Consider the following 12,223-nt stretch of genomic DNA (forward strand, 5'->3'; position numbering starts at 1 on the left):
GCAAACTTCTTCTCCTGGAAGAGCGTTTGCCGGGCTTTTCTTTGCTTGAGGAGAGCCTTATTTTGGGCGCCACGTCACGCTCAGGCCCATGCCGCCTGAGGGGCTCCAGAGCGGCACGGCGCTCACCTCGCGCCCGATGGGCTTGCGGCCCCAGCGGTTGCGGTGGCTCAGGTAAGCCAGGTGAGCGGAGAGGATGCCCACGCCTGCGCCGGCCACCACGTCGCTCTGCCAGTGCTTGTCGTTAATCATGCGCAGGGCGGCCACGCTCGTGGCAATGGTGTAGGCCCCGATGCCGTACCACTGGCTTTTGTCCCTGAACTCGGTGTGCACGATGCTGGCCGCCAGAAACGCCTGCGCCGTGTGCCCTGATGGAAACGACAGGTTATTGGATTGGTCGGGGCGTTCTATTGCGGTGAGGGTTTTCATCACGTACACGGTAGACAGCATGATGGCCTCGCTTTTGAGCACAATAAGCGCTAGGTTCACCCGGTCATCGCGCGAGTCGACGCCCGCGAGCAATACGCCTCCAATTTCTAGATAAGGAGCCCATTGCAGGTAGTCGTCGACGTGGGTGCGGTAGCTCCCAAACACGCGCCGAATGTCGTTGTGGGCGTCATACGAGCTGTAAAAGCCATGGCCGTTGATGGTGCTAGCGCCGTAGCCGATGAGCACTGCCGGCACAATGGCCGCTCGAAAGCCCTTGCTTTTCAGGAAGGGCTTTTTGCCCTGCGAAACGCCGCCGGGGTTTTCGTATTTGTGGGTGGTGTCGGCGGGAGCCGTTTGTGGGGTTTGAGCCAGGGCGTGCTCAGGCAGCGCGCCCAAGGGCAGGAAAAAAGCCACGGCCAGTAGCTTTCGAAACAGTGGGGTCATAGCAATACAGGTTTCTCAGCGCGAAGTAAACAGGGGAGGGCCGGCGATTTTTATTTTTTGCAGTTGGGCCAAGCCGTGGGAGGGTGGGCAGAGCCCGTTCCAGTACTTTTGCCGGACCGGAAAACTCGGCAAGCGGCTTGCGCAACGAAGCTGGACCGCTCGCAACTTGACTTACTTTTCGAATGGATTTAATTACCAAAACTGCCGCTTTTGTGGAGGAGAAATTTGCCGGTGAGGGCAGTGGGCACGATTGGGCGCATATCCGCCGCGTCTGGCTGATGGCGCGCCACCTGGCCCGGGAATCGCCGGCAGCCAATGCCGAGGTTACCGAACTGGCCGCGTTGTTACACGACATTGCCGACTGGAAGTTCCACGGTGGCGACTACGAGGCTGGCCCCCGTGCGGCCCGGGAATGGCTGCTGGGCCAGGGCGCCGACGAGGCCCTGATTGCGCGCGTCGAAACCATTATTCGGGAAGTGTCCTTTAAGGGGCTGGGCGTAGCTACGCCGGTGTCGTCTATTGAGGCGGCGCTAGTACAGGATGCCGACCGGCTCGATGCCATTGGCGCCGTGGGCATTGCGCGGGCATTTGCCTACGGCGGCCACAAAGGCCGCGCCCTGCACGACCCCGCCGTAGCGCCCGTGGCGCACGACAGCTTTGCCAGCTACCAGCAGAACACTGCGCCCACGCTCAATCACTTCTACGAAAAACTGCTACATCTCAAGGACCGCATGCACACCGTCGCTGGCAAAGCCGTGGCCGAGCAGCGCCACGCTTACATGGAAGGTTTTGTGGCCCAGTTTTTGGCCGAATGGGACGGCAAAGTCTGATATAGCAGGGAGTCCTGTCGCTAAACTCGGGGCCGCCGCTCGCCCCATCCGCTACCTTTGTGCCATGAAGTTGCTGCTCCGTTTGTTTCCGTGTTTGTTGCTGCTGTTGGCCGTGGGCTGCCGCACGTGCCCCATCGAGTCCTGCCACACCCGCAAGGTGCACCTGCACAGCGGCGTGAAGTACCACGGCCAACCGTTCTGGAAGATGCAGAACCCCGCAATCGGGCAGAAAATCAAGACGTATAATCCCAAGGGCGGGAAGAATCCGCAGGACAAGAGCAAGACGTTGAAATAGTCCTACTCGATGTCCCTAAAAAGGCCACAGCGCTTGCCGTTGTGGCCTTTTTGTCGTATCTTCGCGTGCGTATAAAGAACCATTCACCCTGCGGCTAAAAAGTACCTTTTAGGGGTATTTATTTGGTCGCCTATCAACCCCCTCAATGGCGGAAGGCGAAAAAATCATTCCGATAAACATCGAAGACGAGATGCGGGGCGCCTACATCGACTATTCGATGTCGGTCATCATCTCCCGGGCCTTGCCCGACGTTCGAGACGGCCTGAAGCCCGTGCACCGGCGCGTGCTCTACGGCATGAGCGAGCTGGGCGTGGGCTACAACAAATCCTACAAAAAATCGGCCCGTATCGTGGGCGAAGTGCTGGGCAAATACCACCCGCACGGCGACACCAGCGTGTACGACACCATGGTGCGCATGGCCCAGGATTGGAGCCTGCGCTACCCGCTGGTAGACGGCCAGGGTAACTTCGGTTCCGTCGACGGTGACTCGCCGGCCGCCATGCGTTATACTGAGGCCCGCCTCAAGCGCATTGCCGATGAAATGCTGGGCGACCTCGACAAAGACACCGTCGACTTCCAGCCCAACTTCGACGATTCCCTCGAAGAGCCCAGCGTGCTGCCCGCCAAGTTCCCGAACCTGCTGGTGAACGGTACCTCGGGCATTGCCGTGGGCATGGCCACCAACATGGCTCCGCACAACCTCACGGAGGTTGTGAACGGCATCATTGCCTACCTCGATAACCCGGACATCACCGTGGACGAGCTGATGCAGTACGTGACGGCCCCGGACTTCCCCACGGGCGGCATCATTTACGGCTATGAGGGCGTGAAGCAGGCATTCCACACCGGCCGCGGCCGCGTGGTGATGCGGGCCAAAGCCACCTTCGAAACCACGAAAACCGGCAAAGAGCAAATCGTCGTCACCGAGATTCCCTACATGGTGAACAAGGCGTCGATGATTGAGAAAACCGCCGCCCTCATCAACGAAAAGAAGATTGAGGGCATTTCGGATATGCGCGACGAATCGGACCGCGACGGCATGCGCATCGTCTACGACCTGAAGCGCGACGCCATGCCCAGCGTGGTGCTCAACAACCTTTTCAAGTATACGCAGCTGCAAAGCTCGTTTGGCGTCAACAACGTGTGCCTGGTGAAGGGCCGCCCGATGACGCTCAACCTGCAGCAACTCATTCACTACTTCGTCGAACACCGCGCCGAAATCATCATTCGCCGCACCAAGTACGAGCTGGCTGAAGCGCAGAAGCGCGCCCACATCCTGGAGGGCCTGCTTATTGCGCTCGACCACCTGGACGAGGTCATCGCCCTCATCCGCGGCTCGCGCGACCCTGAAGTAGCCCGTGGCCAACTCATTGAGCGCTTTGCCCTGAGTGAAGTGCAGGCCCGCGCCATTCTTGACATGCGCCTGCAGCGCCTTACTGGTCTGGAGCGCGACAAGATTGTGGCCGAGTACAACGAGCTGATGAAGCTCATCGATTACCTGAAGTCGGTGCTGGAATCGGAGGTTTTGCAGCGCGGTATCATCAAAACCGAGCTCGAAGACATCCGGGAGCGGTATGGCGACGCCCGCCGCACGGAAATTAACTACCAGGGCGGGGACTTCTCGACCGAGGACATGATTGCCGATGAGGCGATGGTGATTACCATCAGCCGCGAAGGCTACATCAAGCGCACCAACCTGGATGAGTACCGCGCCCAGGGCCGTGGCGGCGCCGGCTCGCGCGGGGCCATCTCGAAGAAGGACGATTTCACCGAGCACTTGTTTGTGGCCACTACGCACGAGTATCTGCTGTTCTTCACCGAGCTGGGCCGGGTGTTCTGGCTGAAGGTATACGAAGTGCCAGAAGGAGGGAAGGCCACCAAAGGCCTGCCCATCCAGAACCTCATCGAGATTCCGCGGGAAGACAAGGTGCGCTCCGTGCTCAACGTGCGTGGCCTGAAAGACCCCGATTACCTCGAAAATACTTTCCTGATGTTCTGCACCGAGCAGGGCACCGTGAAGAAGACGCCGCTCGAGGCCTATTCGCGTCCCCGCACGGCGGGCATCAACGCCATCACCATCAACGAAGGCGACCGCATTCTCGACGTGCAGTTGCTCACGCCCAACGCGGAAGTTATTCTGGCATCGCGTACCGGCCGGGCTGTGCGTTTCAACGAGAGCGAAGCCCGCTCCATGGGCCGCTCGGCTGCCGGCGTGCGGGGCATTCGCCTCGAAGACGTGCCCGGCAACCGCGTAGTGGGCATGGTGTGCGTGGCTGACCCCACGCAGGAACTGCTGGTGGTGAGCGAAAACGGCTTTGGCAAGCGCAGCCAGCTCGAAGAATACCGCGTGACCAAGCGGGGTGGCAAAGGCGTGCGCGCCATGAAACTCACCGAAAAGACCGGTAATCTGGTGGCCATCAAAGACGTGAACGACGGCGATGACCTGATGATTATTAACAAGTCAGGCATTACAATTCGATTGCGGATGAGCGACCTGCGGACCATTGGTCGGGCAACCCAAGGCGTGCGTCTCATCAAGATTAGCGCTAATGACGAAATTTCTTCGGTGGCTAAAGTTGAAGCCGAAGAAAAGGAAGAAGAAGCCTCCAGTACTGCAGTGCTCGTGGGCGCCGATGGGGCCGTAGGTGCTGACGGTGCTCTGCCAAGCGCTAGCGTTCTGATTGCGGACGCTGATGAAGCAGACGATGTGGAGGACGATGAAGAACTGGACGACGAAGGCGACGATGAAGAAGAATCGGATGACGATTCGGAAGAAGAAGCCGATTTGGCATAATTGCTGAATAGGAGCGAGGCGGTCCATTTGGGCCGCCTCCTTTATTTTTGGCGAACTCAAGGCCCGCTGCGTTCGTTTCGGCTGCGTTGCTGGTTTATCATTTACCTTTTTCCATTTTCCGCCCCGGTTGTAGTAGAAGTTCTCATGCAGGCTTCACCGGCACCACAACGGGCACATTCCCAACATTTATGAAGAAGACTTTTTTGACCTTCGCAATTGGCGCTTCGCTGTCGGCTGGCGTGCCCGTTGTGGTTTCCGCGCAAACGTCGGCCGTGACCAATGCGATTCTCAATCAGCGCTCCGGATTGCTCGACAAGGCTCGCGTGGAAATCGATAAGGCCATTGCGAACGAAAAAACGAGTGGCAAGGCCAAAACCTGGTACACGCGTGGCGAAATCTATCAGGGCATGCTCGAAAGCCCGATTTATGGCAAGCAGTTGCAGCCCGGCGAAGGCTTGCAGAAAGCGGTTGAGTCGTACAACAAGACGATTGAGCTCGATTCCAAAACCGGCGAGTTTGGCAAACAGGCAGTGGCGAAAATGGACAACCTATACGGTTACGCCTTTAACGATGCCGTGAACAGCTACAACGCAAAGGAGTACGACAAGGCCATTGCTAACTACAAGCTGGCTTCGCAACTGAAGCCCCAGGACACCACGGCAGTGTTGTATTCGGCCTATGCCTATGAGGCTAAGCAGGATTACGCCGGTGCTAAAGCCAGCTACAACCAGTTGTTGGGCATGAATTACAAGTCGGTTTCCCTGTATACCCGCTTGTTGCAAATGGCTAAAACCCAGAAAGACGAAGCTGAAGCGGCTAAAGTGTTGCAGCAGGCCCTAGCAGCGTACCCGAACAACAAGACCTTCATGTTGGAAGACCTGAACATGTCGTTGGCATCGGGTAAGGGTGGCGACGCTATTGAGAAAATTAACAAGTCAATCATTGCCGACCCGGGCAACGCTAACTTGTATGCTGTGCGCGGCTCACTATATGACCAGCAAAAGAAGTCCGAACTCGCCCAGGCTGACTATAAAAAAGCAGTTGAGTTAGACCCGAATAATTTTGATGCCTTGTTTAACCTCGGGGTTTACAATTTCAACAAAGGCATTGACATGGTAAATAAGGCCCGCAAAATGGACCTCAAGACGTACAATGCGTCGGGCAAGAAACTGGAAGCTGACGGCAAGAAAATCGTTGAGCTTTCAATTCCTTACTTTGAAAAGGCTATGCAGGTTCAGCCTAATGAGCGGGCAGTTATCTCTTCTTTGCAGAAGGCTTATGCTAACACTGGACGCACCGCTGATGCCCAGAAATTAAGCGCAAAGCTTGATTCAATGGGTAAGTAGGGTATGGGTTTGATAATTAAGGCCAGTACGTTAATGTGCTGGCCTTAATTGGAACCAATAACTTAACATAATATAAATTATAAGACATAATATGGTTTCAATCTAGATGAGGTTAGTAGCTATATTCCATGGCCAGAAAGCTTCTATTGAAGCCCCTGTTTTGAGTTGTTGCTGAATTATAATATTGTCGGTCATTCGCCAACTATTGTTGTAGTCACAGCTATTGTTGTAGGCAGTAATTCTCGTGGGTCTTATTTGGGCATCTGGATTTAGAGCAGACAGATTTAACACTTATTTAGGTCAACGGTCGACTTTGCTTGGGTTATGATGCTCAGTCCGAATGCTTATTAGATACTGACTTTGGTTTTAATTATGACTAATGTTTGTCGTGTCAAATGTCTTGGATTGAACGTCCGCACATTCAAGCTGCTCACCTTTGAGTTTTAGTCCTTGCCATTAGGTATAATTTCTTGAGTGGCGGAGATGTCTTTGTCTATCATATTAGGGCAACTGCGTTTGCCGTAACAGCTCCTATCCTATGATGCTTCTAATATAATCGCCAAAAATGGAATCAAACACGTTGGTTTAGTAAAAAAAAGTTTAAAAATATTTAGCAATATGTACTTTATTATACTACATTGAGAGTCTACTAGTGTAGTATTAAACTTCATGTATAAAAAGAATACAAGTGAACTAGATTTCATCTCAGAAACTTTCGACTCTTAGTTTCAAAATTAGGCGAAGTATAAAAGATTATATATGTTTTCAGTTTTTCTAATGAAAGTACAACATAAGCTACTACTTTTACTGTATAGCACTAACACTAATTACTCCTCCCCCACGCTTCCTGTTATTTTTGCAAATATGGTTAACCAGACCAAAGTCAAGGCACATAAAAGTACAAAAAATTAAATCTGTTTAAACTTTTTTATACTTTGAATCTTTTTTTGTAAACACTTAGTACTGTTCTTAAAAACCCTGCTTTATAAATAATACCGAATGCCAAAACTTATAGACTACCCAAGAACATCCTACGCCGGCGCATGGGAACTAGCAGAAGTTGTTGATGATACGGGAGGCAAATGTGCCATCGAGACTGCTGCAAAAAAACTGAACCGTAAGGTGAGCGGCTCGTTCAAGGCCATCATTGGGTCTGCGGTCAAATTTGGACTTATGACCAGTAAGCGGGAGTTGCTAAGCACAACTACGCTATTCAAGCGCATCAAACATGCTTACGATAAGAAAGAAGAACTTCTCTTCCACCGAGAAGCTTTCCTGACTCCACCGCTATTTACCCAGCTGTGCCGCAAGTTCCGTTCGCGGGAGCTTCCTGTACAAATGCTGGACGTGATGCTGATTCGTGAATTCGGGGTCGAAGAAATCAATGCGCAAGGGGTTGCCAAAGCCTTCGTGGAGGGCTGCCGCATGGTGGGGTTGCTGGATGAACATAATATGGTGGCTGACATCGACGCGCTGGCTGCGCAACAGCCGCCACGACGCACCTTAGCGAATCCTGCACCAACACAGAACTCCTTTCGTCCGAGTGACCCAAATGAAGACGAGCCGCAACCAGACAACAAAAATTCAAATCGTGCAAACGAAGAGACAGCTTCGTTGACTCTGCCGTTTCAACAAACAAACCCATCTGAGCCCTCAGTGACCTTTAGGGCTTCCGAACCGGCTTCATCTCAGCAAGACGCCATTGCCAGCTTATTTGGTCTATTGCCAGCAATACCGGAAAACGGCCCGGTAACTTCAGTAGCGCCAAACTATTCGTCACAAACCTCAGCAGCGGTTGACGAAGAAGCAATATCGCATACCGAAACCTCTAAAGCATCAGTATTCACCAAAATGCCCGCAGCCAACACTACCGAGTATCAGTTGCAAATAAGTGGTCCTGGCGTAAATAGTCTCCTGTCAATAGTAGAGGAAGAAGACGTTACCATTGCCATCGCACTGCTTGAAAAAATTCGCCGCCAGTTGCGTAATAAATAACCGAACCGCCTGCCGGGCCACAAAGGAATGGTCTGGCGGGCGGTTTGGTTATTTTAGGTTAATTACTGCTCCTTAACGGCCAGTCAAATGGCGAGTGCTGGGCGTACGGTGACGTTCTTGGAGCACGGCCAGCACTTCATTGAACGAAACGCCGGTGGCCACCAACAGGACAACCAAGTGATACAACAAGTCGGCAACTTCGCCTTTTAGCGTTTCGTGCTGGCCTCCCACCGCGTCGATAACGGTTTCTACCGCCTCCTCTCCTACTTTCTGGGCGATTTTGGCAATTCCTTTTTGGAAAAGCTGCACGGTATACGAGTCCGGTGTGCGCTCCGGAAACTGCTTCCGCTCGCTCACCAACCGCTCAAGCTCCGCTAAAAAGCCGATGTTGGCTACAGGGGCGTGTAACTGCTGTGGCTGTTCGAAGCAGCTGGTGGTGCCGCGGTGGCAGGTCGGACCGGCCGGTATCACCCGTATCAATACAGTATCGGCGTCGCAATCGATATGGGTACTGATAACGGCGAGGAAATTACCGCTCGTCTCCCCTTTCGTCCACAACCGGTTTTTGGAGCGGGAAAAGAAGGTTACCCGCCCTTCGGCCTGCGTGCGCGCCCACGCTTCTTCATTCACGTAGCCCAACATCAACACCTGCCCGGTGTCGGCATCCTGAATCACGGCCGGAGCCAGTCCCGTAACCGGGTCAAAACGCAAAGTGGTGGGCGTTGGCTGGGAAATGTCCATGGTTACGGATTTGTGCAATTAAAGAAAAGGCAACTTGGCAGTATTACAAACAAGCGTCGGTTACAGCCGCACAGGAATGCCCGCTTGGTGCAAATAGCTTTTCAGCGAAGGCAGCGAAGTTTCGTTGAAGTGAAAGATGCTGGCGGCCAAGGCTGCATCGGCCCCACCGCTTTGGAATACCGCGGTAAAGTCGCTGGCCTGGCCGGCTCCGCCGGAAGCAATGACGGGCACAGGCACGGCATTGCTCACGGCACGGGTAATGTCCAGGGCAAACCCAGCTTTGGTGCCATCGTGGCTCATGGAGGTGAGCAATAACTCGCCGGCGCCCAGATTGGCGGCTTCCCGACACCAATTCACTGCTTCCCATCCGGTGGCCGTGGTGCCGGCACGCGTCATTACCTGCCACTGCTCGTCGACGAGCCGGGCATCTACCGCCACCACCACACACTGCGAGCCAAACCGCCGCGCCAGCTCCGAAATGAACACCGGCCGGGCCAGCGCCGCCGAATTGATGGAAACTTTGTCAGCTCCGCTCAGCAGCAGGGCCTCCACATCGGCCACACTGCTGATGCCGCCGCCCACGGTGAAGGGAATATCGAGTACCCGCGCCACTTCCCGCACGAGCTCAGTCAGAGGCTGCCGCCGCTGGTTGGTGGCCGTAATATCAAGAAACACCAACTCGTCGGCGCCTTCACGGGCATAGCGAGCAGCCAACGCCACGGGGTCGCCGGCATCGCGCAACCCTTCGAATTGGATGCCTTTTACGGTGCGCCCATCGCGCACGTCAAGGCAAGGAATCAGGCGCTTCTTAATCATGAGCGTGTTAAAAGTTGTTTAGCCGAAAATGACACCCCTAATGGTTATAAAAAACGGCGTAAATCGGCCAGGGCAATGGTGCCCTCGTACAGCGCTTTGCCAATGATGGCCCCGTGCATGCCGGCTTCGGCCAACTGCTCTATATCCGCAACCGTGGTGACGCCGCCGCTGGCGATGAAGCGAGCCTGCGGGAACTCCTGCAGCAGCGACTGGTAGCAGTGCAGCGAAGGTCCCTGCAACAAGCCGTCCTTGCTCACATCGGTGCAGATGAAGGTGCGACCACCGGCCTGCAGGTAATCGGCAATAAATTCGGAGAGCGTAAGCGTCGCCTTGTCGGCCCACGCATTTATCATGATGTGCTGGTCCTTAAAGTCGGCCCCCAGGAAGATGGTTTCGGCGCTGTGGCTGCTTATCCAGGCTTTCACCGTGGCGGGCTCGCGCACGGCCAGGCTGCCGGCGGTTACGTGCGAAGCCCCGGCCTCCAGCACCTGCGCCAAGGCCTCTTCGGTCTGAATGCCCCCGCCAGCGTCAATATCGAGGCTGGTGGCATTGGCAATGGCTTCCAGCACGGCCAGGTTTATGGGACGGCCCGCCCGGGCACCGTCGAGGTCCACCAAATGCAGGCGACGCAAGCCGGCATCGGCAAAACGCTGGGCCATGGTCACCGGGTCGGCATCGTATGTGGTTTGGTGCGCAAAATCACCGGCGCTGAGGCGCACGCAGCGGCCGTTCAACAAATCAATAGCGGGTATGATTTCCAAGGGATGCGGAGAGTACAATGAAGCTAAAGCTCCAGAAAGTTGGACAAAATGCGAGTGCCTACGGCGCCGCTTTTTTCGGTGTGGAACTGCACTCCGTAGAAATTAGCGTGCTGCACGGCCGCGCTAAAAGGCGCGGGGTGTGTGGATTGTGCAATGGTATACGCGCCCACCGGTGCGTAATAACTGTGCACGAAGTAGACGTGGTCCTGCTCGGTAAGCCCCGCAAACAGGGGGCTTTGCAACGCCTGCAGGTTGTTCCAGCCCATGTGCGGCACTTTGTGCGGCCCCTCGGGAATGAAACGGAGCACGTTGAACGGCAACAGGCCCAACATGGCGGTGTCGTTTTCTTCGCTGTGCTGGCCCAGCAATTGCATGCCGAGGCAGATGCCCAGAAAAGGTTGGCGCAAGGTGGGCAACACTTGGTCGAGGCCGGCCTCCCGCAATGCAGCCATGGCCGATGCGGCCTCCCCTTCGCCCGGAAATAGCACCTTATCGGCTTTGCGCAGCACCTCGGGGTCGGACGTGAGCGTGGGCACCGCGCCCAACCGCTCCAGGGCAAACAATACGGACTGCACGTTGCCGCCTTTATAATCAACTACCGCTATTTCCATAAGCAACGACTAGCGCCATTTGGGCAATAATCTACCCAAATCACATTTGTGTAAATTCTATAAAATCCCTTTGGTGCTCGGAATGCTTACGGATTCATCGCGCTGCAAAGCCATTTTTATTGCCTTTGCTACGGCTTTGAAAATGGCTTCAATCTTGTGATGCTCGTTGTCGCCTTTGCAGGAGATGTTAAGCGTAGCACGGGCGTTGTCAGTAAACGACTTAAAGAAGTGGAAGAACAATTCCGTGGGCAGGTCCCCTACCCGTTCCCGGCGAAATTCGGCCTCCCACACCAGCCACGGGCGGCCGGAAAAGTCGATGGCGGCTTGGGCCAGCGCTTCATCCATGGGCAGTAAGAAGCCATAGCGGGCGAGGCCGCGCTTATCGCCAAGAGCCTGTGAAAAGGCTGTGCCAAGCGCCAGGGCAGTGTCCTCCACGGTATGGTGCTCGTCGATATGCAAATCACCGTTTACACTTATGGATAAGTCAACACCGCTATGCCGACCCAGCTGTTCGAGCATGTGGTCAAAGAAACCCAGCCCGGTTTTGATGTTGGTTTGGCCACTGCCGTCCAGATTCAGCTTAACTGAAATCTGCGTCTCATTGGTATTACGCTCGATGACGGCGACACGGGCAGGGTAGCGCAGGAAATGGTAAATGGTTTCCCAGCTGGTGGTGGTGAGAGCGGCGCGTACGTCCGGCGTTTCGGAAAGCAAGATGGCCTGGCTTCCGAGGTTGGCAGCCAGCTCTACATCCGTCATGCGGTCGCCGATGACGAAGGAATTGGCCAGGTCATAGCCGTTGGCTGGGTCGAGGTACTGGGTGAGCATCGCTGTGCCGGGCTTGCGCGTGGGCAGGCCTTCGTGCGGAAAACTGCGGTCGACGTGCTCGGCAACAAAACGCACGCCTTCACCGGCCAGAATTTCCTGCATCAACCGATGCGGTGGCCAGAACGTGTCCTCCGGAAAACTGTCGGTGCCGAGACCGTCCTGGTTGGTCACCAGCACAAGCTCGTACTCGGGCAGCTCACGGGCAATGCGCGCCAGGGCGCTGATGCAGCCAGGCAGGAAGGCAAATTTTTCGAGGCTGTCGACCTGCTGGCTGGGCTGCGGCTCAATCAGAATGGTGCCGTCTCGGTCAATAAACAGGGCCTTTTTCACTGGGGT

Annotated in this window: 11 protein-coding genes; 5 read left to right on the forward strand and 6 right to left on the reverse strand. The window is 55.2% G+C overall.

The features are described 5' to 3' along the window. Positions 1-57: 57 nt before the first annotated feature. Positions 58-870 (reverse strand): phosphatase PAP2 family protein, encoded by an 813-nt coding sequence (locus MUN81_RS12170; RefSeq protein WP_245110732.1) that lies wholly within the window; start codon positions 868-870, stop codon positions 58-60. A 182-nt stretch (positions 871-1,052) separates the two neighbouring features. On the opposite strand from MUN81_RS12170, the gene MUN81_RS12175 reads away from it, so the two are divergent. The 5 genes from MUN81_RS12175 (at position 1,053) to MUN81_RS12195 (ending at position 8,130) form a co-directional block, all read left to right on the forward strand. Beyond that, positions 1,053-1,700: an HD domain-containing protein gene (locus MUN81_RS12175; protein ID WP_245110734.1), complete on the forward strand. Its 648-nt coding sequence runs from the start codon at positions 1,053-1,055 to the stop codon at positions 1,698-1,700. Positions 1,701-1,764: 64 nt separating this feature from the next. Next, on the forward strand, positions 1,765-1,995 hold the full coding sequence (locus tag MUN81_RS12180; protein WP_245110736.1) for a hypothetical protein: 231 nt from the start codon (positions 1,765-1,767) through the stop codon (positions 1,993-1,995). A gap of 145 nt (positions 1,996-2,140) precedes the next feature. Further along, entirely contained in the window at positions 2,141-4,789 is a 2,649-nt protein-coding gene (gene gyrA, locus MUN81_RS12185; RefSeq protein WP_245110738.1) for a DNA gyrase subunit A, read from the forward strand. Positions 4,790-4,977: 188 nt separating this feature from the next. Then, complete coding sequence (locus MUN81_RS12190; RefSeq protein ID WP_245110739.1) at positions 4,978-6,135, forward strand: tetratricopeptide repeat protein; 1,158 nt, start codon at positions 4,978-4,980, stop codon at positions 6,133-6,135. A gap of 999 nt (positions 6,136-7,134) precedes the next feature. Continuing rightward, positions 7,135-8,130: a hypothetical protein gene (locus MUN81_RS12195; protein ID WP_245110741.1), complete on the forward strand. Its 996-nt coding sequence runs from the start codon at positions 7,135-7,137 to the stop codon at positions 8,128-8,130. A gap of 72 nt (positions 8,131-8,202) precedes the next feature. Here MUN81_RS12195 and hisIE read toward each other — a convergent pair whose 3' ends face one another. Genes hisIE through hisB form a run of 5 tightly spaced genes read right to left on the reverse strand, consistent with a single transcriptional unit; the run spans position 8,203 to position 12,217 of the window. Beyond that, positions 8,203-8,871: a bifunctional phosphoribosyl-AMP cyclohydrolase/phosphoribosyl-ATP diphosphatase HisIE gene (hisIE, locus tag MUN81_RS12200; protein ID WP_245110743.1), complete on the reverse strand. Its 669-nt coding sequence runs from the start codon at positions 8,869-8,871 to the stop codon at positions 8,203-8,205. Between the two features lie 60 nt (positions 8,872-8,931). Then, the gene (gene hisF / locus MUN81_RS12205) at positions 8,932-9,687 is read right to left on the reverse strand and encodes an imidazole glycerol phosphate synthase subunit HisF (protein WP_245110745.1); all 756 of its coding nucleotides are present in this window, start codon (positions 9,685-9,687) and stop codon (positions 8,932-8,934) included. A gap of 44 nt (positions 9,688-9,731) precedes the next feature. After that, a complete protein-coding gene (locus MUN81_RS12210; RefSeq protein ID WP_245110746.1) occupies positions 9,732-10,448 on the reverse strand; it encodes a 1-(5-phosphoribosyl)-5-[(5-phosphoribosylamino)methylideneamino] imidazole-4-carboxamide isomerase in 717 nt (238 codons plus the stop codon). A 23-nt stretch (positions 10,449-10,471) separates the two neighbouring features. Beyond that, positions 10,472-11,059: an imidazole glycerol phosphate synthase subunit HisH gene (gene hisH / locus MUN81_RS12215; RefSeq protein ID WP_245110748.1), complete on the reverse strand. Its 588-nt coding sequence runs from the start codon at positions 11,057-11,059 to the stop codon at positions 10,472-10,474. A 57-nt stretch (positions 11,060-11,116) separates the two neighbouring features. Beyond that, positions 11,117-12,217, reverse strand: coding sequence for a bifunctional histidinol-phosphatase/imidazoleglycerol-phosphate dehydratase HisB (hisB, locus tag MUN81_RS12220; protein ID WP_245110750.1), 1,101 nt, complete (start codon positions 12,215-12,217; stop codon positions 11,117-11,119). Positions 12,218-12,223 lie beyond the last annotated feature (6 nt).

This window comes from Hymenobacter sp. 5317J-9 (genome assembly GCF_022921075.1).
In the GTDB taxonomy this organism is placed as follows: domain Bacteria; phylum Bacteroidota; class Bacteroidia; order Cytophagales; family Hymenobacteraceae; genus Hymenobacter.